22 protein-coding genes, 1 tRNA gene and 1 pseudogene are annotated in these 25408 nt (G+C 73.9%); 14 read left to right on the forward strand and 10 right to left on the reverse strand.

Annotated elements, in window-relative coordinates; all coding sequences use genetic code 11:
* The first annotated feature begins 69 nt into the window (after positions 1 to 69).
* From ACIP9D_RS08445 to ACIP9D_RS08490, 10 genes are all read left to right on the forward strand, one after another.
* Entirely contained in the window at positions 70 to 2547 is a 2478-nt protein-coding gene (locus ACIP9D_RS08445) for a diguanylate cyclase (protein ID WP_350867543.1), read from the forward strand.
* 9 nt (positions 2548 to 2556) lie between these two features.
* Positions 2557 to 3519, forward strand: a complete 963-nt coding sequence (locus tag ACIP9D_RS08450; RefSeq protein ID WP_350867542.1) for a UTP--glucose-1-phosphate uridylyltransferase — start codon at positions 2557 to 2559, stop codon at positions 3517 to 3519.
* Positions 3516 to 4799, forward strand: a complete 1284-nt coding sequence (gene glp, locus ACIP9D_RS08455; protein WP_350867540.1) for a gephyrin-like molybdotransferase Glp — start codon at positions 3516 to 3518, stop codon at positions 4797 to 4799. Before ACIP9D_RS08450 ends, glp begins: the two co-directional genes overlap by 4 nt.
* 110 nt (positions 4800 to 4909) lie before the next feature.
* On the forward strand, positions 4910 to 5560 hold the full coding sequence (locus tag ACIP9D_RS08460; RefSeq protein WP_350867539.1) for a GNAT family protein: 651 nt from the start codon (positions 4910 to 4912) through the stop codon (positions 5558 to 5560).
* A 177-nt stretch (positions 5561 to 5737) separates the two neighbouring features.
* A complete protein-coding gene (locus ACIP9D_RS08465) occupies positions 5738 to 6532 on the forward strand; it encodes a hypothetical protein (protein ID WP_350867537.1) in 795 nt (264 codons plus the stop codon).
* 243 nt (positions 6533 to 6775) lie between these two features.
* Positions 6776 to 6849, forward strand: a tRNA-Ala gene (locus ACIP9D_RS08470).
* Positions 6850 to 7198: 349 nt separating this feature from the next.
* Complete coding sequence (locus ACIP9D_RS08475; RefSeq protein ID WP_350867536.1) at positions 7199 to 8422, forward strand: macrolide family glycosyltransferase; 1224 nt, start codon at positions 7199 to 7201, stop codon at positions 8420 to 8422.
* 3 nt (positions 8423 to 8425) lie between these two features.
* Entirely contained in the window at positions 8426 to 8917 is a 492-nt protein-coding gene (locus ACIP9D_RS08480; RefSeq protein ID WP_350867534.1) for a hypothetical protein, read from the forward strand.
* Positions 8914 to 9858 carry a hypothetical protein gene (locus tag ACIP9D_RS08485; protein WP_350867532.1) on the forward strand — a complete coding sequence of 315 codons (945 nt, stop codon included), beginning with the start codon at positions 8914 to 8916 and terminating at the stop codon, positions 9856 to 9858. The genes ACIP9D_RS08480 and ACIP9D_RS08485 overlap by 4 nt, the downstream gene beginning before the upstream one ends.
* Before the next feature lie 126 nt (positions 9859 to 9984).
* Positions 9985 to 10128 (forward strand): transcriptional regulator, encoded by a 144-nt coding sequence (locus ACIP9D_RS08490; RefSeq protein WP_400449606.1) that lies wholly within the window; start codon positions 9985 to 9987, stop codon positions 10126 to 10128.
* Here the strand turns inward: ACIP9D_RS08490 and ACIP9D_RS08495 are convergent.
* Positions 10125 to 11558: an FAD-dependent oxidoreductase gene (locus ACIP9D_RS08495; RefSeq protein ID WP_350867530.1), complete on the reverse strand. Its 1434-nt coding sequence runs from the start codon at positions 11556 to 11558 to the stop codon at positions 10125 to 10127. The genes ACIP9D_RS08490 and ACIP9D_RS08495 overlap by 4 nt on opposite strands.
* Before the next feature lie 91 nt (positions 11559 to 11649).
* Positions 11650 to 12195: a dihydrofolate reductase family protein gene (locus tag ACIP9D_RS08500; protein WP_350867528.1), complete on the reverse strand. Its 546-nt coding sequence runs from the start codon at positions 12193 to 12195 to the stop codon at positions 11650 to 11652.
* 96 nt (positions 12196 to 12291) lie between these two features.
* On the opposite strand from ACIP9D_RS08500, the gene ACIP9D_RS08505 reads away from it, so the two are divergent.
* Positions 12292 to 12588: a VOC family protein gene (locus tag ACIP9D_RS08505; RefSeq protein WP_350867527.1), complete on the forward strand. Its 297-nt coding sequence runs from the start codon at positions 12292 to 12294 to the stop codon at positions 12586 to 12588.
* 104 nt (positions 12589 to 12692) lie between these two features.
* Here ACIP9D_RS08505 and ACIP9D_RS08510 read toward each other — a convergent pair whose 3' ends face one another.
* A complete protein-coding gene (locus ACIP9D_RS08510) occupies positions 12693 to 13919 on the reverse strand; it encodes a DUF4352 domain-containing protein (RefSeq protein ID WP_350867525.1) in 1227 nt (408 codons plus the stop codon).
* A gap of 109 nt (positions 13920 to 14028) precedes the next feature.
* Positions 14029 to 14685 carry a 4'-phosphopantetheinyl transferase superfamily protein gene (locus ACIP9D_RS08515; RefSeq protein WP_350867523.1) on the reverse strand — a complete coding sequence of 219 codons (657 nt, stop codon included), beginning with the start codon at positions 14683 to 14685 and terminating at the stop codon, positions 14029 to 14031.
* 213 nt (positions 14686 to 14898) lie between these two features.
* On the opposite strand from ACIP9D_RS08515, the gene ACIP9D_RS08520 reads away from it, so the two are divergent.
* Positions 14899 to 15165: a hypothetical protein gene (locus ACIP9D_RS08520; protein WP_350867522.1), complete on the forward strand. Its 267-nt coding sequence runs from the start codon at positions 14899 to 14901 to the stop codon at positions 15163 to 15165.
* Between the two features lie 66 nt (positions 15166 to 15231).
* Here ACIP9D_RS08520 and ACIP9D_RS08525 read toward each other — a convergent pair whose 3' ends face one another.
* From ACIP9D_RS08525 to ACIP9D_RS08540, 4 genes and pseudogenes are all read right to left on the reverse strand, one after another.
* The gene (locus ACIP9D_RS08525; RefSeq protein ID WP_350867520.1) at positions 15232 to 16032 is read right to left on the reverse strand and encodes a peptidase; all 801 of its coding nucleotides are present in this window, start codon (positions 16030 to 16032) and stop codon (positions 15232 to 15234) included.
* A gap of 2 nt (positions 16033 to 16034) precedes the next feature.
* A pseudogene (locus ACIP9D_RS08530) lies at positions 16035 to 17324 on the reverse strand (VWA domain-containing protein).
* A 107-nt stretch (positions 17325 to 17431) separates the two neighbouring features.
* Positions 17432 to 17812: an MmcQ/YjbR family DNA-binding protein gene (locus tag ACIP9D_RS08535; protein ID WP_350867518.1), complete on the reverse strand. Its 381-nt coding sequence runs from the start codon at positions 17810 to 17812 to the stop codon at positions 17432 to 17434.
* Between the two features lie 357 nt (positions 17813 to 18169).
* Positions 18170 to 19882: a phospholipid carrier-dependent glycosyltransferase gene (locus tag ACIP9D_RS08540; protein ID WP_350867516.1), complete on the reverse strand. Its 1713-nt coding sequence runs from the start codon at positions 19880 to 19882 to the stop codon at positions 18170 to 18172.
* 92 nt (positions 19883 to 19974) lie between these two features.
* Here ACIP9D_RS08540 and rsmI point away from each other — a divergent pair, with 92 nt between their 5' ends.
* Entirely contained in the window at positions 19975 to 20814 is an 840-nt protein-coding gene (gene rsmI / locus ACIP9D_RS08545; RefSeq protein ID WP_400449607.1) for a 16S rRNA (cytidine(1402)-2'-O)-methyltransferase, read from the forward strand.
* 56 nt (positions 20815 to 20870) lie between these two features.
* On the opposite strand, the gene ACIP9D_RS08550 is transcribed toward rsmI, so the two are convergent.
* Positions 20871 to 22412, reverse strand: coding sequence for a hypothetical protein (locus ACIP9D_RS08550; RefSeq protein ID WP_350867512.1), 1542 nt, complete (start codon positions 22410 to 22412; stop codon positions 20871 to 20873).
* Between the two features lie 169 nt (positions 22413 to 22581).
* On the opposite strand from ACIP9D_RS08550, the gene metG reads away from it, so the two are divergent.
* Entirely contained in the window at positions 22582 to 24384 is a 1803-nt protein-coding gene (metG, locus tag ACIP9D_RS08555; RefSeq protein ID WP_350867510.1) for a methionine--tRNA ligase, read from the forward strand.
* A 117-nt stretch (positions 24385 to 24501) separates the two neighbouring features.
* Here metG and ACIP9D_RS08560 read toward each other — a convergent pair whose 3' ends face one another.
* Positions 24502 to 25353, reverse strand: coding sequence for an alpha/beta hydrolase (locus tag ACIP9D_RS08560; RefSeq protein WP_350867509.1), 852 nt, complete (start codon positions 25351 to 25353; stop codon positions 24502 to 24504).
* Positions 25354 to 25408 lie beyond the last annotated feature (55 nt).

Here is a 25408-nt window from a genome sequence, read left to right on the forward strand (position 1 = left end):
AACGCCTCTCCCATGGTGGCTCTGTGTCAGCATCGCAGCATCGGAGGCGGAACTTCCGGGGGGAACCGAGTGACGCTACGCGGGCGGTTGACGGCGGCCTTCCTCGTGGTGGTCCTCGGCCCGGTCGTGCTCGGCGCGCTCTTCGTCGCCTCGACGGTCAACGCCGTCGATCGCGGTCGCTCCACCGAGCGGCTGGCGGTGGCCGCCGCGACCGTGCGTACCTCGGTCGACGCCCTCTGCCAGCAGTTGCGCGCCGCGGCCGACGCGGTAGCGCTGGCCGGCGAGCCGACGGGCGCCGCCGGTCAGGTGGTCAGCCGAGGCCTGGCCGCCGCGGTGATGGTCAGCGACATGGCCGGCCGGGTCACGTACACCACGCCTGGCGCGCCGCCGACCCCCTGGTCGGAGTGCGCCGGCGCCGCGCCGACGAGCGGCCCGGTCCGGGCGCTGACCGCCCGGGTCGACCTGCGCGACCGCGCCGGCGCGACGCTCGGCACGGTCACCGCGGCGCAGCCGGTCGACCCGGCCTTCGTCGCCCGCCTGGCCGCGGTGACCGGCGTGGCGGTCACCCTGCTCGACGACGACGCCGGGCCCGCGCAGGTCACCCACACCACCGAATCCCGGGAGGTACGCGACGCGGTGCTGGCCGCGGCCGGCACGCTGGACGGCGAGGGGGTCAGCGAGACCGCCGACGGCCGGTACGTACGCCGGATCGGTCCCTCGTCCGGGCAGCCGCTGCCGCTGGTGCTCTCGATCCCGAGCGACCGGCCACCGGGGCTGCCGACCGCGCTCCTCGCGGCGGTGGTGCTGGCGGCGGTGCTCGCCGTGCTGGCCGCCTGGCGGCTGGCGCGGGTCACCACCCGGCCACTGGTCGAGCTGGCCGCCGCGGTCGACCGGGTGGCGCAGGGCGACCTGACCGCTCGGGTTCCGGTACGCACCCGCGACGAGCTGGGCCGGCTGGCCGGCGCCTTCAACCGGATGACCCGGGAGACCGGCTCGTACGTGGCCGCGCTGACCAGCAGCCGGGACCAGCTGCGGGGCCACCTGGCGGTGCTCGGGGACACCCTGGCCAGCACCCACGACCTGCAACGCATCCTGCGGGTGATCCTGCACAGCGCGATCGCGGCCACCGGCGCCCGGGCCGGGGCGGTGCTGCTGGTCGACTCCAACGGGATGCTCGTCGCGCAGTGCACCGCGGGCCTCGACGGGCGCTGCCCCGAGCCGGACGGCGCCGCGCTGCTGCGGGTGCCGGTCGGCAGCGGCGTCGTCGGCGCGGTCGCGGCCACCGGCGAGCCGCAGCGTGGGCGGATGGAGCCGGCCGACGTACCGCCGGGCGAGCCGCGCTGCCGGACGTACATCGCGGTCCCGTTCGCCACCCCCGGCGGGCCGGGCGCGACGGGCGGTGCTGCCGGCGGCCCGGTGGACCCGGCGGCGACCGGCGGGACCGGCGCGGGCGCGGCGCAGCCCGGCTCGGGGCCGGACGAGACGCCGACGGCCGAGCTGCCCGGCGTCGGCGGTGGGACCGACCCCGTCGCCCCGGCCGCGGCGCTCGGCGTGCTGGCCCTCTACGACCGGCTCGGCGCGGACGAGTTCGACGACGACGACCTGGACACCCTGCGCACCTTCGCGGGCCACGCGGCGGTGGCCGTGGACAACGTCCGGGTGCACGAGGAGGCGCAGCGGCTCTCGCTCACCGACCCGCTTACCGGGCTGTGGAACTACCGCTACCTGCGCGAATCGATCCGCCGGGAGGTCGAGCGGGCCAGCCGGTTCGGCCGGATGCTGAGCGTGCTCGCCCTCGACCTCGACCGGTTCAAGGACGTCAACGACACCTGGGGGCACGCGGCCGGGGACACCGTGCTGGCCGAGTTCGCCCGGCGGCTACGCGACGAGATCCGCGAGGTCGACCTGGCCTTCCGGCAGGGCGGCGAGGAGTTCGTGCTGATGCTGCCGGAGACCGACGCCCGGGGCGCGGCGATCGTGGCGGAGCGCCTCGGCGCGGCCATCCGGGACACTGCGATCCCGGTCGAGGCGCACGCCGGCGCTCCGGTGCCGATCCGGGTGACCGTCTCCATCGGCATCGCGGTCTACCCCGACCACGCCAGCACCGGCCAGCAGGTGTTGGACGCGGCCGACGACGCGCTCTACGCCGCCAAGGGCGCCGGCCGCGACACCTACCGGGTGAGCAGCCGGCGGGCGCTCACCGCGCGGGAACTCCCGGTGCCGGCCGGCGCGGTCAGCCCGGCCGACGGGCTGCCCCGCGCCGGGCGGGCCACCGCGCCCAGCCGGCCCGAGCCGGCCGCCGCCCCCGGATCGGTCCAGGTCGCCGCGCCGAGCTGTCCGGAATCCGCCACTGCGGGCCGCGCCGAGGTGGCCGCGTCCGCCTGCGCCGAACCGGCACACGCCGAGGTCGACTCCGCCGACGCGCCGCTCGGCCCGGCATTCGGCGGCCCGGACGCCGCGCGCGCCGGGCCTGGTTCGCCTCGGTCGGCCCCCGCGGGCGGCGCGTCTTCCGGGCCACACCCGCCGCGACAGAGCCGTGGCCGATAGTCTCGCGGCATGTCGGAGCACTCAGCGAACCCCTCAACCACGGCTGCCGCAACCGGCCGGGCCCGTGCGGTCAAGGCCGTCATCCCGGCCGCCGGTCTGGCCACCCGGTTCCTGCCCGCGACAAAGGCGGTGCCCAAGGAGCTGCTGCCGGTGGTCGACCGGCCGGTGCTGCAGTACATCGTCGAGGAGGCCACCCAGGCCGGCATCAACGATGTTCTGCTGATCACCGGGCGGGGTAAGACCTCGATGGTGGATCACTTCGACCGCCGCCCCGACTTGGAGGCCCGGTTGGAGGAGAAGGGCGACGAGAAGACTCTCGCCGCGGTGCGCCGGCCCAGCGAGCTGGCCGAGATCTACACCTGCCGGCAGCCGGAGCAGCTCGGCCTCGGCCACGCCGTCGGGTACGCGGAGTCGCACGTCAGCGACCAGCCCTTCGCGGTGCTGCTCGGCGACGAGTTCGTCAAGCTCGACCAGCCGCTGCTGCCGGCGATGCTGGAGCTTCAGGCCCGCACCGGCGGCGTGGTGCTGGCCTTCTTCGAGGTCGACCCGGCCGAGACCAAGCGGTACGGGATCGCCTCCGTCGAGCCGGCCGAGGGGGAGCTCACCGACATCGGCGAGGTCGTCAAGGTCACCGGCATGGTGGAGAAGCCCAAGCCGGAGGACGCGCCGAGCAACCTGGCCGTGCTCGGCCGCTACGTGCTGCCCGCGACGATCTTCGACGCGATCCGGCGTACCGAGCCGGGCAGCGGCGGCGAGATCCAGCTGACCGACGCGATGGAGCTGCTGCGCGCCGAGGGCACCCCGGTGCACGCGATCGTCTACCGGGGCACCCGCTACGACACCGGCATGCCGCTGGGTTACCTGCAGACGGTGGTGCAGATCGCCGCCGAGCGGGAGGACCTCGGCACCGAGTTCCGCAAGTGGCTGGCCGACTTCGTCAACTCCGACGCGTCGGGTGGATCTGGTACATGACAGCGACGGCCGACGCCGAGGCGGCCGCGAACGAGTTGACGCCGCTCGCCGACTACCTGGGCAGCGTGCTGCGCAGGTTACGCGCGCTGCCTCCGCTCGACCTCGACCTCACCCAGGCGCACGGCAACGTCCTCGCCGAGGACGTCGTCGCGCCGCACGCCTTCCCCGCCTTCGACCAGGCCGCCGTCGACGGGTACGCGGCCCGCTGGGAGGACCTCGCGGGTGCCGGGCGGGCCGCCGGCGGGCGGGCCGTCCGGCTCAACGTGGTCGGTGACCTGGGCGCGGCGAGCTGGCGACCGGTCCGGCTGACCCCCGGCTCGTGCTTCTCGGTGGCCGCCGGGGCGCCGCTGCCGGTCGCCGCCGACGTGGTGGTCCCGGTGGAGTGGACCGACCAGGGCATGGCCGCGGTGGAGATCTACCGGACCCCCAAGCGGGGGTACGGTCTGCGCCGCGCCGGCGAGGAGCTGCCCGCGGGCACGCTGCTCGCCCGCGCCGGCACGTACGTCTCCCCGGCGCTGGTCGCGGTCTTCGCCGCCACCGGCATCGGTCACGTGGTGGTGCGGCCCAGCCCGCGGGTGGTCATCGTGGCCACCGGCGACGAACTGGTGGACGTGGGCCGGGGCAGTCAGCCCGGCCAGGTGGTGGACGCGAACTCGCACGCGCTGACCGCGGCGGCGGCCGAGGCCGGCGCGCTGGCCTACCGGGTCGGGATCTGCGACGACGACCCGGAGGGGCTGCGCGGGCTGCTGGAGGACCAGACCCTGAGCGCCGATCTGATCATCACCACCGGTGGCACCGGCACCGGCCCGGGCGACATGGTCCGCCGGATCCTCTCCCGCCGGGAGGGCGGCCGGGCCGGTCCGGTCACCTTCACCGACGTGGCGCTCTACCCGGGCACCGCGCTCGGCTTCGGCACGGTCGGGGCCGAGGAGGTGCCGGTGGTCTGCCTGCCCGGTGAACCCGGTGCGGCGCTGATCGGCTTCGAGGTGCTGGCCCGGCCGGCGATCCAGCTGCTGGCCGGGGCCGAGCCGGTGTTCCGGCCCAGCGTCCGCGCGCACCTGCTGGAGACCGTGTCGTCCCCGGTCGGGCTGCGCGAGTTCCGTCCGGCGCACGTCGCCGAGCGGCGCGGCGGCGGCTACACCGTCCAGCCGTTGAGCGGTGGGCCGTTCACCCTCTCCGGGCTGGCCGAGGCGAACGGCCTGCTGGTCCTCGGTGAGCGGGTCACCACCGCCGCGGCCGGCTCCACCGTGGACGTCCTGCTGCTCGACCGTCGCCGGTGAGCGCGAGCGGTGAGCTGGCGAGCGAAGCACCGCTCCGGTGATCGGGTCGACGGTCCGGCCGGGTGGCGGGAGCGTGCGCGCTCGGCCGTCGCGGGCGTAGGGTCCGGCCCGTGAGCCTCTTCGGAACCGGACGGGTCCCCGGCTGGCCGGCGGTCCTGGTCGACGGTCCGGTGGTGCTGCGGCCGTACCGGCGCTCCGACGCGGCCGCCTGGTCGGAGGTGCGGCGGGCCAACGAGAGCTGGCTGGCGCCGTGGGAGTCGTCGATGCCCGGCGAGTGGGACGAGTTGAACTCGCCGGCCGCGTTCCGCTGGGTCCAGCGGGACCAGCGCCGCTCGGCGCGTACCGGTGAGGGGATGCCGTTCGTGGTCTGCCTGCACGAGGAGGGGCGCGAGCGCCTGGTCGGCCACCTCAACGTGGGCAGCATCGTGCGGCGGGCGTTCTGCTCCGGGTACGTGGGCTACTGGGTGGATCACCGGGTGGCCGGACGTGGGGTGATCCCGACCGCGCTGGCGCTCGCCGTCGACCACGCCTTCGGGCCTGGCGGGCTGCACCGGGTGGAGGTGAACATCCGGCCGGAGAACCGGCCGTCCCGCCGGGTGGTGGAGAAGCTCGGGTTCCGCGAGGAGGCGTACCACGTGCGCTACATGCACATTGACGGTGCGTGGCGGGACCACATCGGATACGCGATGACCAGCGAGGAGGTCGCCGCGGAGGGCGGGCTGCTGGCCCGCTGGCACCGGGTGCGCGCCGGGGCGAGGTGAACCGTCCCACGCACGGGATCGGCGCGGCGTGCCGGCATCCCGGACGCTCGCCCGTAACCTCAAGTAACTGCAAGCTGTGGCAAGCGCTGCAAGCCCGCATGATCCACGCGGTCGACGTCGATCGGTGGAAGATCCTGCGGTCGGGCGACGGTTGCTCCGAATTTGGTGACGGGAGGGGTGAGGGTGCCGACCTCGGTGCTCCTCGCCGTCCTCGCCGCCGCCGGCCTGCTCGCCCTCGCTCCGGCGCTCGTCCGCCGGTACGACGCCACCGAGCGGCTGGTGGCGGAGCGGGCGCAGTCGACGGCGCGGGTGCTGCAGCGCCACCGTCGGCGTCGTACCGTGCCGGGACGCCGGCCGGTCCACCCACCTCGCTCCCTCGTCGTCACGCTCAGTGAAAATCCGGCTACCGGGAGTCTCAGTACGCCGGTCTCCGGCCCGCCCGGCACCGGCCGCCGATCGGGCCGCCTGCGCGCGGTGCCGCCCACCCAGCGCCGGACCCGCCGCCGCCCGCCGCCGCGCCGGCCGCACACCCCGGCCATCTACCGCCGCCGCCGGGTACTCGCCGCGCTGCTGCTGCTCAACATCGTCGAGCTGGTCGGCGTGATCGTGGTCGGCCCCGGATTCTGGATCAGCGTCTCGGTCACCGGCACGCTGCTCGTCGCGTACGTCGTACACCTGCGGCAGCGCGCGGTGGCGGATCGCCGGCGCCGGCGGGCGCGGGCCCGGGAGGCGGCCTGGCTGGCCGACCGCCAGGCCGAGGTGCGTCGGGAGCAGGCCCGTCGGGCGGCGGCGCGCCGGGAGGCGCAGCGTCGGCTGGCTGCCCAGCGCGAGGTGGTACGCCGGGCGGCGATGGGCCTGGACCGCCCGGCCGACCTGCCCGCCGTGGCGAACGGCGGTTCGGTCTCCTACCGGCGGTCCGGTGGCCTCCGCGGCCGCCCCTACCAGACCGGCCCCGGCTCCCACACCGCCTGACGCCCGGCTTTGTCCGTTTCCCGGTCCGGCTCGCCCCGGTTCCGGGCGGCGAGTCCGGCCGGCCCGGGTTCCTGGAAGGCGGGCCTGTCCCGTCTGCGTGGATACGCCGCCTTCACGGAACCCGAGTCGATCATCGGCGCGCCTCGCCGGGGCTGATTCGCGGTGGAGGGAGCCGACCTGTTAGCCTTGTCGCCGGCCCGCCCGGTGAAAGCCGGGTGGGACCGAAGCCGGTTCGCCGGTGGAGGGGCTGTGGCGCAGACTGGTAGCGCACCTCGTTCGCATCGAGGGGGTCAGGGGTTCAAATCCCCTCAGCTCCACCCAGTTCAAAGGCCGTTTCCGATCGTCGGAGACGGCCTTTTTCGATTTTGTGCAGCAGGCGTCAGCAGCGTCGACCCTGTGAACGACGGCTGTGGATGCGCCTGGTCCGCGACGTGCCGCGAACCGGCAACGTCTACGCTGTGATCAGCGGCCACCGCAACAGGCGACTGTTGTCCAAACACAGAGCCCACGCGGTGGCTGCACTGCGCTCGTCGGCCCCAACCAAGCTCCCTGGACGGCTGCCGTAACAGGCGCGGACGGACGCGAAGCTGCGTCGGGGTGAGGAAGGCGGAACATGATCGCTAAAGGTTGCCGGGCGCTGACTCCTTCCCCGCCCTGGATCGGCCGATGAGCGCGTTCGCCTTCCTCAACATCGGCATGCACGGCCACATCAACCCGACGCTCCCGGTCGTGGCCGAGCTGGTTCGTCGTGGTCACGCCGTGACCTACCACGCGACGCCCGCGTACGCCGACGAGGTCGCGGCCACCGGCGCGCGCGTGCTCCGCTACTCCGGCGACGACCTGCCGCTCGCCGGCCCGCCGACACCGGTCACGCTGCTGACTCAGCTGGTGCGCACCGCCGTACGCGTGCTGCCCGGCGTCCTCGACGATCTGCGCGGCACCCGGCCCGATCTGATCGTGCACGACTCCCTCTGCCCGTGGGGGCCGGTGGCTGCCCGGGAGCTCCGCGTGCCGGCTGCCTCGTCGTTCACCACGTTCGCGTTCAACCGGCAGGTGCCAAGCCCCACCCACGGATCCTGGGAACTGCTCGCCGCGGCGGCGGCCCTGCCCCGCCACACCGGGGCGTACCTGAGGTCGCGCTGGGAGCTGCGCCGCCGGTACGACACGGGCGCGCTGCCCCTGGTCGACCTGGCGAACATCCGTCAGCCGCTCAACCTGGTCTACACCTCGCGGGCGTTCCACCCGGCGGCCGACAGCTTCGACCAGTCCTACCGGTTCGTCGGAGCGAGCCTCGGCGCCCGCCCGGTCGACTCGTCCTTCCCGGTCGACCAACTGCGGGACCCGGTGCTGTACGCCTCGCTGGGCACGGTTTTCGAAGCCGGCCCGCGGCTGCTGCGCAGCTTCGCCGAGGCGCTCGCCCCGCTGGGTGGCACCGTGATCGTCTCGACCGGACACACCGATCCCGCCGCGCTCGGTCCGCTGCCGGCCAACGTGATCGCCCAACGCTCCGTACCCCAGCCGGAGGTGCTGGCCCGCGCGGCGCTGTTCATCACGCACGGCGGGGTGAACAGCGTCAACGAGGCCCTGTACGCCGGCGTCCCGATGCTGGTGATCCCGCAGGGCGCCGACCAGTCGTTGGTCGCGTCCCGGGTCGTCGAACTTGATGCCGGCCTCTCGATCCGCACCGAGGACGTCAACGTGGAGGTCGTACGCGGCCTCGCCCAGCGCCTGCTCGACGAGCCCCGATTCCGGGCCGGTGCGGACGCCCTGCAGGCCGCCCAGCGTGAGGCGGGCGGCTATTCGCGCGCCGCCGACGAGCTCGAGCGCCATGTGCGGCAGGCCGGGTCCGTCGCCCAGTCGGTCTCTGTCGACCAGCCACCGCAGGACTGACCGATGTCCCCCTTCGTCACCGCCCTGCTGCTGCTCGCCGGGCTGTCCGAGGCCGCCGGCCGTCTCCTGCCCGTGGTGGCACGGCTCTCCGGCGCGTCGCGCGCCAGAGTGGTCGGGCTGATGCTGGCCGGCGCCATCGTCGACGGCGCGGTATTCGCGCTCTGGCCGCTGTCCGCGTGGACGCTTGCCGAGCTGGTGCTGCCCACGGCACGGCCCGACGGCGCCGCGCTGGCCTGGACGCCCGGCCTGGCCGCCCCGCTGCTGCTCGCCGCCATCCTCGCGTTTCCGCTGCTCGGGCCGCTGCTGCACCTGTTGCTCATGGTGGGAGTGGGGGCTGGCCTCAGCGCTGAACTCGCCACGGTGGCCGGGATCGGTTGGTGGCAGGCCGCCGGCTGCGTAGCCGTCGCGGGAGTCGGGCTCGGCGTCGCGGTCGAGGGCGTCCGCCGCCTGGTCGTGCGGCTCAACACGAGGAGAGCACCGGGGCGACGCGCATGATCGAGTTTGCGCTCCTGCTGCTGCTCGGCGGGCTCGGACCGGTCCTGCTCGCCGAAGCTCTGCTCGCCCGCTACGAGGTGCTGGCCTATGCCGCCGGCTGGCGGACGCCCACCACCGAACTCCCCACGGGCATGCCGTACGCCCGGGGCGCGGACCCGGACCGCCCTCCGGACGCCTACCTGGTCTATCTGGACGGCATCGGGAAACGCCGCTTCCACGACACCCGCGACGGTGGGCGACTGGTCAAGTCCCTGATCGCCAAGGCGCCGGAGCTCAGGGTGCTGGGTCAGGTACAGCCCTACTCCCCGCTGGCCGACCCGCTCGCCAACCGGCCAGTGTGGATCTGGCTGCGCCGACGGATCGGGCTGGTGCTGTTCCTGCACAACGTGGTGCAGATCTTCGTCGCCGCCGACCGCCGGTACCGTCCCCTCTACAACCGCGCCGTCGGCTCGCAGATCGCCGCTCAGCTCCGGCTCGCCGGCTACCAGCCGGACAGCGGTATCCCCGTGGTACTGCTCTCCTACAGCGGCGGCGCCCAGGTCGCCACCGGTGCCGTGAACGAACTGTGGGCCCAGCTGCGCTCGCCGCTCTGGCTGATCACTCTCGGCGGGTTCCACAACGGCGCCAACGACGTCACCCACGCCCAGCTCCTCTGCCAGCTCACCAGTTCCGGCGACTGGATCGAGCGGGTCGGCACCGTGATGTTCCCGCAGCGGTGGCGGCTGTTCCGCCGCAGCGGATGGAACCGGGCGGATCGTGAAGGGAAGATCACGGTGCACCGGCTCGACCCGGCCACGCACGTCGGTCCGCTCAGCTACGTCAGCCCGGGGGCGCGGCTACCCGACGGCCGCAGTCACCTCGACCGGACCGCTGACACCATCATCGCGTTGATCCGGGATCGCCTCGGCGCGACCGCGGAGACCGACGGCCCGCAGCCCTGACCGGCCGGCGGCCGTGACTGGCCCGCGGCCGTGACTGGCCCGCGGCCGTGACTGCCAGGAACAGCATGGTCAGCCAAGCGAGGCCACCTCTCCCGACACCTCGCCGTACTGGAGGAGGCGGGTCTGATCCAGATCGAGCGGGGCTACCACGGCCGCCGGCCGAAGACCTGGATCAGGATCACCCGGCAGGGGCAGGAGGCGCTGGCCGCCGAGATAGCCGCGCTTCAGCAGCTGCTCCGCGGTCACCAGCACTCCCGCGCCGGAGGCTAGGGGCGGTCTTCCGGCCGTGTCGGGGCGCCCCTGCCCCGGAGCAGGCCGAGTCGGAGCGCCCGCAGCAGGGTGCCGGGCCGGCTGAGCGTCGCCGGGTGGTCGACCATGGTGGTCACCCGGCTGAGTCGGTCGCTGAGCACCTGATCGGTCAGCGACGCCCGGAAGACCAGGTCGCCGAACCACTTGGTGACCCGGTACCCGCGCGGATACGGCCCGTCGACGTGCGGCAGCTCGATGTCGGCGGACGTGGAGATCTGCCAGGCGGCATCGACGATCACCCGGACCTGGTCGAAGTACGCCCACGCCGGCTCGTCGTGCAGCTTCGGGCCCGACCGCAGGTACGCGGAGAGGCAGGACGCGTGCAGGGTCGCGGAGGTCATGCCCTGGCCGTACACCGGATTGAACGAGGCGATCGCGTCGCCGGCGGCGACCAGCCCGGCGGGCAGCCGGTCGAGCCGGTGGAAGTCGCGTCGTCGGCTGTCGGCCTGGTGGTACGTGACCACCCCGCCGAGCATCTCCCCGCGTTCGGCGATGTCGCCGAACATCTGCGGATAGTGCTCCCGGCAGCGGGCGGTGAAGTCGGCGACGTCGCGGCTGGGCCGGTCGTCGTCGTAGCCGGCGACCAGCATGATCCAGCGGTCGCCCTCGACCGAGTTGATCCCGCCGATCCGCGCGGTACGGCCCTTGCCGGCCATGGTGTGGTAGACCACCACCCACGTGTCGCTGACCTTCTCGTCCCGCTTGAAGAGCGCGGTCGCGTAGTTCAGTTTGATCGGCATCCGCTGCATGGGTGGGCGGGGCCACCCGTTGTCGGCGAGCCAGTCGCTCAACCGGCTGGACCGCCCCATCGCGTCGACCACCAGGTCCGCCGCTTCCACGACCGGCTCGGTGCCGCCCTCGGGCACGTACCGCGCGCCGGTGACGCGCTGGTCGGCGAAGACCAGACCGTCCGCCCGGCCGTACGCGATCCGGATGTTGTCGACGGCGAGGGTCCGCCGCCGCACCAGCGCCTCCAGGAACGGTCGCGTGGTGATCAGCATCGGGCCGGTGGCGGCCGGTGCCGGCGGCAGCCCGAGTACGCCGTTCACGAAGATCTTCGCCGGCACCTCCTCGCTCGGCGGCGGGGCGCCGAGCGCCATGGCCTCGTCGACGATGCCGGGAAACCACCGCTCCAGCTGGATCTGACCGGCCGGCAGAAGGGCGTGCACCTGGCTGCCCTGCGGCACTCCCGGCCGAGGCCCGTCATCCACGTCGGACGGGTCCCGCTCGATGATCAGCACCTCTTCGGCGTGGTCGCTGAGCACCCGCGCCGCCATCAGGCCGGCGACGCTGCCGCCGAGCACCACCGCACGACGCATGACCACGCTGGCCTCGGTCGGCCGTTGCGCGGTTGCTATCTCCGAGAAGAGCCGGGAGGGGGAGGGGGGCATGCGATCACTCCTCGAGCGGTCGGGAAACTCAGCATCCACGACCGTAGCCATCGATGGCCGGCCCTGCCGAGGATGTGTAAGGCTTCCGCCGCTACGCCGGGTTCAGCACCTCGTAGTCGACGAGCAGGCCACCCGATGAGGTCTTGGCGGCGCGCAGCAGGCGCAGCTTGCGCAGGCTGGTGTCGTCGCTGAAGAGCTTCCGGCCGGCCCCGGCGACCGCCGGGGCGATCAGGAGCCGCAGCTCGTCCACGAGATCCGCGTCGAACAGGGAACGGGCGAGCTGGATGCTGCCGTGGACGCCGATGTCGCGGCCGGGCCGCGCCTTGAGATCTTGGACGAATGGCGTGAGCGGGCCGCTGACGACGGTGGTGTTGGCCCACGGCTGCGTCGGCTCGGTCGACGTGATGACGTACTTCCGGACGCCGTTGATGAAGCTGGCGAACGGTTCGTCGGTCGAGGTCGTCCAGTAGGGCGCCCACTCGTCGTACATGCGGCGGCCGAGCAGCACGGTGTCCTGGGCGTCGATGACCCGGCCGAGGTTGGCGTACATCTCCTCGTCGAAGTTGAAGAGGTAGCGATCGGGGGACTCCGCCACGCCGTCGAGGGACAGCAGCGTGTAGACCACCAGCTTTCGCATACCGCTCCCCACTTCGTGTTCCGAGAGGGACCTGCCCGATTCGGGCAACAATATCGGAATCGGCCACGCATCCGGCCTGGCGCGCCGAGGGTGGCCGTGCCCGAGGACGAGTGGAACGACGCGGCCTACCTGGAAGATCCGTCCGGGCGGGGACCGCGGATCTCCTTCCTCCGGGTGCCCGAGGCGAAGGTGGCGAAGAACCGGCTCCACCTGGACATCCAGGCCGGCGGCGGGCGTGGCGTGCCGTGGGAGCTGCGGGCGCCGCGGGTACGGGCCGCGGTCGAGCGGCTGGTGGCGATCGGTGCGACGGTGTTGCACGAGGACGTGGTCGACGGCCGACTCGACCATGTCGTGCTCGCCGATCCGGAGGGCAACGAGTTCTGCGTGGTCTGACCGGCGCCAAGCTCGCCGAAGGTGGTCAGCGCGGCGATCCCGCCGCGGCAGCGGCGCACGGTTGGTGGGGCCGGCCCGCCGCGCCGACCGCCCACCGGTCGGTGTTACGGCCGCCAGGAGCCCGCCGGTTCGAAGCGGTGCAGGTACTCCAACGCGCCGTCCTTGTCGGGCACGTCGAAGACCACCGTGCCGCTCCGTTCGCTCCCGGCCGAGAGGTTGCCCGCGGGGAGCGCCTTGCCGCAGCCGGAGAAGGCCCCGGCGATCGCGTTCGTCTCGGTGCCGTCCGCGGCCACCCACTGGAAGAAGAGCGGGTTGACCGAACCCGTTCCCTTGGTGACCACGGCGGTCACCTCCGCGATCAGGTACATGCCCTCCTCCGGGTCCAGCGCGAACGACTCGCACGCCTTGGTCGAGGTCCGGAACGTCGTCACGGTGATCTCGATGGTGCCGTCGTCGTCCGCGATCACCAGGGTCTCCCCGGCGGCCATGTTCCGGGTCTCGCCGGTGGACGGGGCGCCGGAGGACGGCCGGCCGCTCGGGCGATCGCCCACACCGCTGGTCACCCCCGGGGTGGGCAGCGCGTCGGTCACGTCGTCGGCCGCCCGGTTCGCGCCGATGACCACCGCGACGATGCCGCCGACGCAGCAGAGCAGGGCCAGCACGGCTACGGCCACGACGACGATCAGCAGGGTCTTCCGGGACTTCGCGGGCGCGGTGGCCGGCAGCGCGCCGGGCGGATAGCCGGCGCCGGGCGGCGGTAGCGGCGCGCCGGGCGGGTAGCCGCCGCCGGGGTACGGCTGCTGCGGCGCGCCGGGCACCGGCGGGTAGGGCGTGCCCGGGTAGGGCTGCTGCGGTACTCCGGAAACCGGCGGGTACGGCTGCTGCGGAGCACCCGCCGTCGGGAACGGTGCGCTCGGCTGCGGGACGCCGGACACCGGGGGATAGGGCGCGGTCGGGTACGGCTGCTGGGGCGCACCGGACATCGGCGGCAGCGGCGCGGTCGGTGGGGTCCACGACTCGGCCGGGGCGGCCGGCATCGGCGGCTGCGGCGCCCACGGTTGGGTCGGCGGCATCGGGGACACGGTCGGTGCGGACCACGGTTCCCCGGCCGGCTGGGGCGCGGCGGGGACCGGCTGCTGGGGCAGCGTCGGCGCCGACCTGGGCTCGCCCGGCGCCGGTGGTTGCGGGCCACCGGAAACCGGCGGGTGCGGCACGGTCGCCGGCTCGTTCGCTACCGGCGACATCGGGGCCGTCGGGAACGCCTCGGTGGGTGGCTCCGGCTGCGGCTGGTCGGGGTCGTGCGGCCCGGCGGGCGGCTCGGGGTGGCTCACCGTACTCCTCGATGACGTGGGCGGGTCGGCAATTCGCCGACGCTACCGTGAGCCGGCGGCCCGGTCTGTCCCCCGCGTGGCCGGCCTCGCACCCCCGGACGGTGACGGGTCAGGGCTGCGGCAGCACGGCGGCGGTACGGACCAGACCGTCCGCCACCACGAACCGGCCGCTCACCGTCCTCGGTGGAGCCGCGACCGGCGCGGCGTCGATCCGGGCCGGTGCGATCCGGGCGGTGAACGTGCCGGCGTCCGGGTCGAGCGCAACCAGGGCGTCGGCGAAGTCCAGCCAGGTGCCGACCACCGGGTGCCAGAGCTTGTAGACCGTCTCCTTCGCGCTGAACAGCACCGCGGCCCAGGAGACGCCGGCCGGCAGCGCGGCCAGCCGCTCGTCCTCCTCGGGCAGGCAGATCATCCGGCGTACCCCCGGGTTGAGCGGCCGGTGCTGCTCGGCGTCCATTCCGACGGAGCGCACGGCGGTGCTGCGGGCCGCGGCGGCCGCACAGTATCCGCGGGTGTGGGTGATGGTGCCGACCACGCCGGCCGGCCAGACGGGCGCCCGGTCGGCGGCCGAGGGCACGGGTGCCGGCGGGAGCCCGAGCGTAACCATCGCCCGCCGCGCGCAGACGCGCCCGGCGGTGAAGTCCCGCCGCCGGCTCTCCACCGCCCGCTCGCTGAGACAGGCCAACTCGGCCGCGAGTAGTTGCCCGGTCCAGTCGTGGGGGCCGGCAACGGCGACCGCGACCTCGGGCGGCAGCAGGTCACGCATCGCCGACCCCGCGGTCCAGCAGGCGCCGCCGAGCCCGCCAGGCCGGCGCCGTATCAATCGTCAGGTTTCTGACTGCCACGAATGCCGAAAGTACCGCAACGATGTAACAGCGGATGGTTCCGTAGCGCTGTGGCGGCGGTGGTCGGCCGCGATGGCGATCGATCCGGGCGCGGGCAGTCGCCCGACCTCGTGAGGAACCGGAGAGGGAGTGCGATGACCGGTGGTGCGGATCCGTCCAGCCCGCGCAGCGACGAACATGCCCCGGTGCCGCCGGGCTGGAGCTGCGGCTCCTGCGGCGACGAGTGGCCGTGCGCGACGCGGCGCAGCCGGCTCCTGCAGGAGTACGGGGACCGCGCGATGCTCAGCGTCTACCTGGGCTCCTGCCTCGCCGCCGCCACCGAGGACCTGCGCGCCGCACCGGTGACGTCCCTTCAGGACCGGTTCATCGGTTGGCTGCCCCGAGGTCCGCGCAACGCCTGATCGCCGCGGTGGTCCACGGCTCCGGCCGGGTGGTCGGCGCCCGGTCGACGCCGACCACCCCTGTGCTCAGCCGCGCCGGGGCCGGCGGGTCAGCGCGAAGCCGACCACCCCGGCCACGGCCGCCAGGATGCCGCCGGCGGTGGTCCAGATCCACCGCGAACCGAGGGCCGGCAGCAGGTCGCCCAGCCCGCCGCTCTCCTCGGCCGTGTCGTCGGCCGTGGCGGCGAGGGCGTCGTCGGTCAGCACCGCCCCGGCCTGGGTGTTCGGCACCAGCGGCGCCGCCAGTTCGCCGTCGTCGGCCGGGGCGCCACCGTCGCCGTCGGCGCTGACCAGCAGCTCCACCTCGATCGGCGCGCCGAGATCCGGTTCCGGCACCTCGACGACCGAGAGCCGGACGAAGTAGGTGCCGGGCAGCGGGTCGGCCGACCAGGGCTCGGCCCACGGCCGTACCTCGCGCAGCGTGCAGCCGAGCGCCACTCGGGCGGCCGCGGCGTCGACGGTCGGCGTCTGCGCCCCGGCCGTGCACGCCTGCCGGCGACGTAGCCCGTCGAAGACGTCGAGGGTCCAGGTGGCGGCGCCGCTGCGGTTCCTGGGGAAGGCCACGGCGGCGGTGATGTCGTGCACCTGCCCGGCGGTGGCCGGGAAGGACCAGTAGAGGTGGTCGCCGGTGGAGGCGGCGACCCGTACCGGCTGGCCGGCGGTGATGGCGGTGGCGGTGAGGAACGAGGTGCCCGCCCGGGTCACCGTCGTGGCCCCGGGTGACGGGGTGGGCGCGGTGCTCGGGTCGGCGAGCGCCGCGGTGGGCAGCAGCGCGGGGCCGGCGGCGGCCACCAGGGCCGCCAGCGACCGGATCAATGCGGCACGCACGCTCACTTCTCCCTCCACGTGGCCACCCACCAGCGGGTGAGCAGCCCGGTCACCAGGCCGGTGAGCAGACCGGCCACGGTCAGCAGCGCCAGCAGCACTCAGCCCCGGCCGAGGTCCGGCCCCCGTGGGTCCGGCGCGGCGGCCACCACGTCGACGGTCAGCTCGACCGGCATGCCCGGGTTCACCCCGGTGCCCGGCCGGGGTGCGAACGAATTGCTGACCACCAGGCAGACCGTGGTCGCTGGCGGCGACTGGTCGGCGTCGACGTCGTCGCGCCCGTCGGGGTCGCGCTCGTCGGGGTCGTCACCGGACCAGCGCAGCCCGGCGGAGATGACGTCGGCCCGGCCGCTGCCGGCGTCCGCGCCCCGGACCAGTTCCCGGCCGTCCTCGGCGACCGCCCGCAGCAGGACGCCGTAATCCCGGTTGATCGGCCGGTCCAGCGCCACGCTGACCGAGGCGCGCAGCTCCTGACCGGGCCGCACCGGCACCCGGTACCAGCGGTGCTCGGAGAACATCTCCCGGTCGGTGTAGACGCCGGGGCCGAGCAGCGGCGCGCCCGGGCAACCGGTGCCGCCGCCGACGGCCGTCGGCGTCCGGGTGTACGTCTCACCGGCCCGCTCGACCAACTGCTTGATCCGGTCGGTCAGCTCCTCGGTGCTCTGGGCCGCCGTGTAGGTGCCGCCGGTCGCGCCGGCGATGCAGAGCAGCTGTCGCCGTACCTTCTCGTCGGGGGCCAGACCCAGCGTGTCGACCACCAGCCGGGTGCCCTGGGCGGCCAGCTCGCGGGCCACGTCGCACGGGTCCGGCGGGGCGCAGGTGTCCTCGCCGTCGGTGATCAGCACGATCCGCCGGGCGGTGGCGCCGGTGCCGAGGTCCTGGGCGGCGGCGCGCAGGGCGAGCCCGACCGGGGTGAACCCGGTCGGCCGCAGGGTGGCCACCGCCGCCTTCGCCTCCGTCCGGTCGACCGGGCCCACCGGCACGATCTGCTGGGTGTCCTGGCAGCCGACCTTCTTGTCCTTGCCCCGGTAGGTGGCGCCGAGCACCCGGATCCCGAGCTGGGTCTCCGCCGGCAGTGCGTCGACGACCTCGTTGAAGGCCTGCTGGGCGACGGAGATCCGGCTGCGGCCGTCGATGTCCCGGGCTCGCATCGAGCCACTGACGTCGAGCACCAGCTCGACCCGGGGTGGTTCGGTGGGTGTCGGCTCGTCGGCCGCGGCGGGCGCCGGCCCGAGCAGCGCGGAGACCAGCACCAGTCCGGCGAGGACGGTGCCGGATCGTCTTGAGTTGATCACCGGCGAAGTGTAGGAGCGATCCACTTAGGATGATCATCGGGGTCGGCGGCCGATCACCCGCGGCCGGTGGCCCGCACTGAGATCGGCGAGCCGGCGGCGCGTACCACTCAGTCGGCGGGTCGGTGCGGCTCGGCGTCGAGCAGGGCCGCCAGCCGCTTCGGGGCCACTTCGCGGTACGCGTCCCGGCACAGCTCGTCGATCTCGGCCCAGTCCACCTCGCCGTCGAGCCGTACGCCGAGCCAGCCGCGAGAGCCCACGTAGGGCGGCCGGAAGAAGCGGGCGGGGTCGGCGGCGGTCAGCTCCTCCTGCGCGCCCGGCGGCGCTGCGCACCAGAGGTGCGCGAAACCGTTCTGGTGGTGGCCGTCGGCGTGCAGCGTGACGAAGACGCTCTTTGTCCGGACGAACCACGTCGGCGAGCCGTGGCTGGGCCGTTCGGTGACCTCCGGCAGGGCCAGGCAACTCGCGCGGACCCGGTCGAGCAGCTGCATTCGCGCACCTCCCATGCTCGGGCGTCAGTTGATCCTAGGGCGGGCCAGCCGGCGGACCGGTGTCCCACGGCGTCCAGTCGGGACGGTGGGCGGCCGGTAACCGGTAACCGTCGGTCAACTGCCGGATCTGCCGGGTTATCGGGCGGGCATCGGTCAGAAATCTGACCCAAGTCGACCCGTTGTGCCGGTGGTGCGCGGTGGTTAAGCTTCTCTTGCGCGCCCCAATCGCCCGCTTCCCCCGTGGCAGGCGATCGGGGCGCGCACCTATGTCGACCGGGCCCGCACGCGCAAACGTGCGGGCCCGCTGTCGTTTTCCCGCCGCTCCTCGACGGCCGCCGTCCGGCGCCGTCGCGCGGATCAGATCCAGCGGCCGTCCAGCCACATCCGCGCCGACCAGTCCGCGTACGGCAGCAGCTGTCCGACGAAGATCGGATAGAAGTACGCGAAGCAGAGCGCGACCAGCAGCACGTACGCGCCCGCCACCACACCGCCGATCAGGCGGCGGTCGTGGCCGGTGTCACCGGTGGCGGGCGCCCGGGCCTCGCCGGTGCCGGCGACCGGCGCGGGGGAGACGATCGCGCCGAGCACGTAGACCACCGCCAGCACCAGGAAGGGCAGCGCCGGCGCGGCGTAGAAGGAGAACATCGTCCGCCCGTCCAGGGCGAACCAGAACCAGGGCAGCAGACCGGCCGCCACGCTGAGCAGGATCGCCCCGGCCCGCCAGTCGCGCCGGGCCGTGCCGAGCCAGGCCAGCCCCACCAGGGCCGGCAGGAACGACCACCAGAGCAGCGGCGTGCCCAGCAGGAGGATCTCCGAGGCGCAGCTCGGGGCCCCGCAGGCGCCCTCGCCGGTCCAGTAGAACGCCACCGGGCGGCCGAGCAGCAGCCACTGCCACGGCCAGGACTGGTACTTGTGCGGGGTTTCCAGCCCGGTGTGGAAGCCGTAGGCCGCCTTGTGGTACTCGAACAGGTTGATCAGCGGCCCGATGACCGGGGCGTCGCTGAGCGGGGCGCCGGGGTAGTTCGTGGCGAGCCGGTAGTAGCCCTCGTCGCCCAGCAGCCAGCCGGACCAGGTGGCGACGTAGGTGACCAGCAGCAACCCACCGGCCGCCACCAGCCACGGCGTCTCGTCGAGCAGGGTGTCCCGCCACGGCCGGCGTACCCCGGCCGACCGGCGCACCCCGACCTCCCAGAGGAGCACCAGCAGCGCGAACGCCGGCACGAAGTAGAGCGCGCTCCACTTCACCGCGCAGGCACAACCGAGCAGCACCCCGGCGGCCAGCCGCCACCACGGCCAGCTCCGCCAGCCGCCCGCCGGCCGCCCGGCCCGACCCGGCTGGGCCGGATCCAGCCCGGCGTCCAGTGCCCGCGCCCAGCGCCGGCGTCGCGCGTCCCGGTCGAGCACCAGCGCGCCGAACGCGGCCAGCACGAAGAAGAGCAGGAAGATGTCGAGCAGGGCCGTGCGGGAGAGCACCAGGTGGAACCCGTCCAGCGCGAGCAGCAGGCCGGCGGCGCAGCCGAGCGCGGTGGAGCGGAACAGCCGTCGGCCGATGCGTACCAACAGGAGCACCGAGAGGGTGCCCACGACGGCCGCCGAGAACCGCCAGCCGAACTCCGGCGCGGTGGTGACCAGGTGCCCCGGCACCGAGATGCGGCCCTCGGCGTCCTGGTAGCCGAAGGCCCACTCGCCGAGCCCGATGAGCCACTTGCCCAGCGGCGGGTGCACCACGTACGACGCGTTGCCGTCCTTGTAGTTCCACTCGACGCCGCGGTCGATCAGGCCGTACGCGTCGCGGGCGTAGTAGACCTCGTCGAAGATCTTGCCGCCGGGGCCGGAGAGGCCGACGAAGCGCAGGATGCCGGCGATGAGCACCACCGCGCCGGTGGCCAGCCACGACCACCCGTCGAGGCGGGCCTCGACGGTGGCCAGCCGCCGACGGATGACGCCGGGCACCCCGCTGACGCCGCCAGGGGGCACGGCGGCGCTCGCCTCGGCCGACCCGTCGTCGGCCGGCCCGTCCGGCCCCGCCTGGCCCGCGCTCGCGCTCTGCGCTGTCGACGCACTCGTCACCCGGCGATCGTAGGCTGCGAAGGTGGCCGGTGGCGCCCGTCGTCTCCGATACCGGAACCGCTGAAGATTCAGGAGCACAACCTGTGGGTGATATGTCGGATGTCGGGCGACTGGTCCTGCTCGGCGCGCCGCTCGGCAACCCGGCCGACGCCTCCGCCCGATTCCGCGAGATGTTGGCCACCGCCGACGTGGTCGCCGCCGAGGACACCCGCCGGCTGACCCGGCTGGCCCGGGACCTCGACGTCACCATCCCCGGCCGGATCGTCTCGTACTTCGAGGGCAACGAGGAGCGGCGCACCCCGGAGCTGGTCGAGGTGATCCAGGCCGGCTACCTCGTCGCGCTGGTGACCGACGGCGGCATGCCGAGCGTCTCCGATCCGGGCTATCGGCTGGTCCGGGCCGCGCTCGACGTCGGGGCGCCGGTCACGGCGGCACCCGGCCCGAGCGCCGTCACCACCGCCCTCGCCCTCTCCGGGCTGCCCTGCGACCGGTTCTGCTTCGAGGGGTTCCTGCCCCGCTCACCCGGCGCCCGGCGGTCCCGGCTGCGGGCTCTCGCCGCCGAGGAGCGCACCCTGGTCCTCTTCGAGGCGCCGCACCGGGTCACCGCAGCGCTGGCCGACCTGGCCGACGCGTTCGGCGCCGACCGGCCGGCCGCGCTCTGCCGTGAGCTCACCAAGACGTACGAGGAGGTGCTCCGCCGTCCCCTCGGCGAGCTGGCCCGGTGGGCTGCTGAGGGCGAGCCCCGAGGTGAGATCACGCTGGTGGTGGCGGGCGCCCCGGCGACTCCACCGGAGCGCCCCGACGACGACACGCTGCGCGCCGCGGTGGCCGACCGGGAGGCCGCCGGCCTCTCCCGCCGCGATGCGATCAGTGACGTCGCCACCAGCTACGGCCTGCGCCGGCGGGACGTCTACGCCGTCGTGCACAGCTGAGCGGGCTCCCGAGGTCACCAGGCGCGACTGCGGGTCACCAGGCGGCGACTCCGGGGTCACCAGGCGGCGATGAGGAAGCCCAGCGTGATCAGTCCCGGCCCGGCGAAGGAGATGCCGATCGCCCAGCGCCGGGCCCGTCGCCCGGTCAGCATGGTGGAGCCGGTCCACCGGGCGATCCCGGCGCCGCAGCCGGCCACCGCCAGCAGACCGAGCACCCAGCGCAGGTGCCGGGCGATCCCGGTGTCGACGTAGGCGGTCCCACCGTGCGGCCCGGTCATCCTGGCCGGCAGCGTCGTGCCGGTCTCGGTCCGCTCGGCCGGCACCCCGCTGACCCGTACCCCGTGCGCGACGAAGCGCCCGGCCTCGGCGGCGAAGATTCCACGGCAGCGCTGGGTGAGCCCGCCGCCGGTGCAGTCGCCGATCACCACCGTGCCGCTCGTGGTGTGGCCCACCGCGACCCAGAGCGGGCCGGCGCTGACCCAGGCGAAGAAGGCGGCGAGCAGGCTCAGCGCCAGCAGCACGGCGAGGCCGCGCAGCGGGTCGGGCGGATGGGTCGCGGCTCTGGTCCGCCGCCGCCGGACCCGGCCGTCTCGGGTCTCCCGGTCCGGCTGGCGCGCCTCCTCCCGGATCGGGGTGCCGTCCCAGTGCACCTCCTCGATCGGTGCCCAGACCGCTGGGTCGGCGTCGTCCGGCGCGCCGTTCGCCGCCGCTCGGGCGACCCGCCGCCAGCGCTTCGGCTGCCGTACCGGCACCCGGCGCGGCACCGCGTCCACCGGCGCCCCGGTGGTCGGTTCCAGCTCGACCGTTGCCTCGGGCTGGTCTGTCGTGGTCTGCGGTGCCCGGGCCCGCAGCGATGCCCCCCGTTGGTGCGGGCGCGCCGGGTCCGACCGGTCCGGCCCGCCCGCCGGGGTGGCCTCAGTCGGGGCCGGGTCGCTCTCGGCAGGCGCCGGAGCCGGTCCAACCTCGGCAGGCGCCGGGGCCGGTCCAACGTCGGTGGGCGCCGGGCCGACGTCGGTGGGCGTCGGGCCGACGTCGGTGGGCGTCGGGCCGGCGCGTGGAGGGCCGGGCCGGATCGGGGTGGGCGTCGGGCGGGGGCGGGTGGGGCTCGGCGGCGGTGGCGCGGGGGTCGGCACCGACGGGCCCGGCCCGGGCGCGCCGGCCTGCGCCGGTGTGGTGGTGGCCTGGGCCGGGGCGGTGGTGGCCTGCGCCGCCCGCGTGGCCCGCTTCGAGGTCTTCGGCTGCGCCGGTGCGGCTGGCCGGTCCGACGGTGCGCCCGCCTGGGCCGGCGGGGCCGGTGGCCGGCCCGGCGGGGCGGCTGGCCGGCCCGGCGGCGCGGCGTTGGCGCTGGGCACCGGGCGGGGCTGTGGGGCGACCGTCGCCGCCCGGCCCGCCCGGCCACGGGGCGGATCACCCGGGCGGGCGTCGGCGGGCTCCGCGCCGCCGGTGCCCGAGCCGCCGTCCGCTGACGTCCCCGCGCCGGCCGTCGAGCCGTCCGGGGTCGCCCCGCCGCCCGCCGTGTCGGGCGGGTCGGAACTCTCGGCGACCGTCGCCCCCGAGGGGCGGTCGTCCTGCTTCCGGGCCGCTCGTCTGCCAGTCACGACGTTCATTGCACACCGGAGCCGGGGGAGGATCGGGCAGCTCAGCCGCGTGTCGGCGACAAATCGGACCAAAAGCCGAGGGGGTTCCACCGGTCCGCCGACCCGGCGACGCCCTCGGCACCCCTATTGGTTCGCAGCTTGCCATGGCGGGTCACTAGGCTTGCTGCTCATGAGTCACGTTCTCGCGGCGGTTGCCTGGCCGTACGCCAACGGCCCGCGCCACATCGGCCACGTCTCCGGTTTCGGCGTTCCCTCCGACGTCTTCAGCCGGTACATGCGGATGGCCGGCCACGACGTGCTCATGGTCTCCGGCACCGACGAGCACGGCACCCCGATCCAGGTGCAGGCCGACGCCGAGGGGGTCACCCCCCGCGAGCTGGCCGACCGGTACAACCGGGTGATCGTCGAGGACCTGCACGGGCTCGGCCTCTCCTACGACCTGTTCACCCGCACCACCACCCGCAACCACTACGCGGTGGTGCAGGAGTTGTTCGAGGGGATGTACCGCAACGGCTACATCGTGCCCAAGACCACCATGGGCGCGATCTCCCCGTCCACCGGCCGCACCCTGCCCGACCGTTACATCGAGGGCACCTGCCCGATCTGCGGCTACGGCAGCGCGCGCGGCGACCAGTGCGACAACTGCGGCAACCAGCTCGACCCGATCGACCTGATCAACCCCAAGTCCAAGATCAACGGCGAGACGCCGGAGTTCGTGGAGACCGAGCACTTCTTCCTGGACCTGCCCGCCCTCGCCGACGTGCTGCGGCAGTGGCTCGACGGCCGGGAGGGCTGGCGGCCCAACGTGCTCCGCTTCTCCCGGAACCTCCTCGACGACTTGCAGCCTCGGGCGATCACCCGGGACCTCGAGTGGGGCGTGCCGATCCCGCTGGACGGCTGGCGCGACCGGTCCGACAAGCGGATCTACGTCTGGTTCGACGCGGTGATCGGCTACCTCTCCGCCTCGATCGAGTGGGCCCGCCGCTCCGGCGACCCGGAGGCGTGGCGCAGGTGGTGGTCCACCGACGGCGACGGCAAGGATGCCCGGACCTACTACTTCATGGGCAAGGACAACATCGTCTTCCACTCGGTGATCTGGCCGGCGCTGCTGGCCGGCTACTCCGGCGAGGGGTCGCGCGACGGCGAGCCGGGCGAGCTGGGCCGGCTGAACCTGCCCACCGAGGTGGTCTCCAGCGAATACCTCACCATGGAGGGGCGCAAGTTCTCCTCGTCCCGCCGGGTGGTCATCTACGTCCGCGACTTCCTGGAGCGCTACGACGCCGACGCGTTGCGCTACTTCATCGCCGCGGCCGGTCCGGAGAGCAACGACACCGACTTCACCTGGGCCGAGTTCCTCCGCCGCAACAACGACGAGCTGGTCGCCGGCTGGGGCAACCTGGTCAACCGGTCCATCTCGATGGCGGCGAAGAACTTCGGGGCGATCCCGCAGGTCGACCCGGCCGGACTCACCGAGGCCGACGAGGCGCTGCTCGCCACCGCCCGGGCCGGCTTCGCGACGGTGGGCGACCTGATCGGCCGGCACCGGCAGAAGCAGGCGATCGGTGAGGCGATGAAGGTGGTCGCCGAGGCCAACAAGTACCTCTCCGAGCAGGCCCCGTGGAAGCTCAAGGACGAGGCCGACAAGCCCCGGATGGGCACCATCCTGCACGTCGCCCTCCAGGTGGTCAGCGACGCCAACACGCTGCTCACCCCGTTCCTGCCGCACTCCGCGCAGCGGGTCCACGAGCTGCTCGGCGGCACCGGCGTACACGCGCCGATGCCGTCGATCATGGAGGTCGAGGACCTCGACGGCGGTCCCGGCTACCCGGTGCTGACCGGCGACTACACGCAGGGCGCGCGCTGGGAGTCCGTACCCCTGGTGGTGGGCCGGGCGCTCGCCGCGCCCAAGCCGGTGTTCCGCAAGCTCGACCCGTCCATCGTGGACGAGGAGCTGGCCCGGCTGGCGGGCTGAACCGGTACGACGAAGCGGCCCCGGGGCATCCCCGGGGCCGCAACCTTTCTCGGCCGGCCGCGTGGCCGACGGACCACCCGTACGGCGCCCGCACCGGGCGCCGTACGGGAGTCGGCGTCAGGCGCGAGCCATCGAAGGCGCGCCGATGAAGTCCATGATCGCCTTGTTGACCTCGGTGGGGTGCGTCCACGGAATGCCGTGCGGCGCGCCCTTCAGGGTGATCAACTGGCTGCCGGCGAGCATCGGCTGCAGCCGCTGCCCGGTCTTCGCAAACGGCAGCACGTTGTCCTTGTCGCCCTGCACGATCAGCACCGGCACGTCGATCTGCGGCAGGTCACCCCGGAAGTCGGTAAGCCAGGCGTCCACGGAGTCGTGGGTGCCCTTCGCCGAGGCGCGTGCGCCGATCTCCCAGTGCGCCCGGTACGCCTCCTCGCTGACCCACTTGCCCTTGTTCTCGCTGTAGTTGAAGAAGGCGTCGCAGAACTGGGTGAGGTAGGCGAACCGGTCCTGGATGATCGCCTGCTGGAAGCCGTCGAAGAGGCTCTTCGGAACGCCCTCCGGGTTGTCCGCGGTCTGCATCAGGAACGGTGCCAGCGGGGACAGCAGCACCGCCTGGCTCACCCGCTCCGAGCCGTACGCGCCGAGGTAGCGGGTCACCTCGCCGGTGCCCATGGAGTGGCCGACCAGGACCGCGTTGCGCAGATCCAGCTCGGTCATCAGCACGTCGAGGTCGGCGGCGAGGGTGTCGTAGTCGTACCCCATCGTCGGCTGCGCCGAGTTGCCGTAACCGCGGCGGTCGTACGTGATCACCCGATATCCTGCGTTGAGCAGCGGAATGGCTTCCTTCTCCCAGGTCGCCCCGTTGAACGGGAAGCCGTGGATAAGGACGATCGGCTGGCCGGAGCCGTGATCCTCGTAGTACAGGTCGATGGGCGCGGAGTTTTCCGTACCCACGGTGATGAACGGCATGCTCTTCTCCTGATGTCGGGCTCGGTTGTCTCCTCGCCCGGCGCATTCCCGCCCC

Origin of the sequence: Micromonospora sp. NPDC093243 (genome assembly GCF_044753725.1) — a bacterium.
Classification (GTDB): Bacteria; Actinomycetota; Actinomycetes; order Mycobacteriales; family Micromonosporaceae; genus Micromonospora.

Coding starts and splice junctions, on each gene's coding strand:
- ACIP9D_RS08475 (WP_350867536.1), top strand. CDS start 7,199: ATGAGCGCGTTCGCCTTCCTCAACATCGGCATGCACGGCCACATCAAC.
- ACIP9D_RS08560 (WP_350867509.1), bottom strand. CDS start 25,353: ATGCCGTTCATCACCGTGGGTACGGAAAACTCCGCGCCCATCGACCTG.
- ACIP9D_RS08500 (WP_350867528.1), bottom strand. CDS start 12,195: ATGCGAAAGCTGGTGGTCTACACGCTGCTGTCCCTCGACGGCGTGGCG.
- ACIP9D_RS08535 (WP_350867518.1), bottom strand. CDS start 17,812: ATGCAGCTGCTCGACCGGGTCCGCGCGAGTTGCCTGGCCCTGCCGGAG.
- rsmI (WP_400449607.1), top strand. CDS start 19,975: ATGTCGGATGTCGGGCGACTGGTCCTGCTCGGCGCGCCGCTCGGCAAC.
- glp (WP_350867540.1), top strand. CDS start 3,516: ATGACAGCGACGGCCGACGCCGAGGCGGCCGCGAACGAGTTGACGCCG.
- ACIP9D_RS08515 (WP_350867523.1), bottom strand. CDS start 14,685: ATGCGTGACCTGCTGCCGCCCGAGGTCGCGGTCGCCGTTGCCGGCCCC.
- ACIP9D_RS08450 (WP_350867542.1), top strand. CDS start 2,557: ATGTCGGAGCACTCAGCGAACCCCTCAACCACGGCTGCCGCAACCGGC.
- ACIP9D_RS08485 (WP_350867532.1), top strand. CDS start 8,914: ATGATCGAGTTTGCGCTCCTGCTGCTGCTCGGCGGGCTCGGACCGGTC.
- metG (WP_350867510.1), top strand. CDS start 22,582: ATGAGTCACGTTCTCGCGGCGGTTGCCTGGCCGTACGCCAACGGCCCG.
- ACIP9D_RS08495 (WP_350867530.1), bottom strand. CDS start 11,558: ATGCCCCCCTCCCCCTCCCGGCTCTTCTCGGAGATAGCAACCGCGCAA.
- ACIP9D_RS08520 (WP_350867522.1), top strand. CDS start 14,899: ATGACCGGTGGTGCGGATCCGTCCAGCCCGCGCAGCGACGAACATGCC.
- ACIP9D_RS08480 (WP_350867534.1), top strand. CDS start 8,426: ATGTCCCCCTTCGTCACCGCCCTGCTGCTGCTCGCCGGGCTGTCCGAG.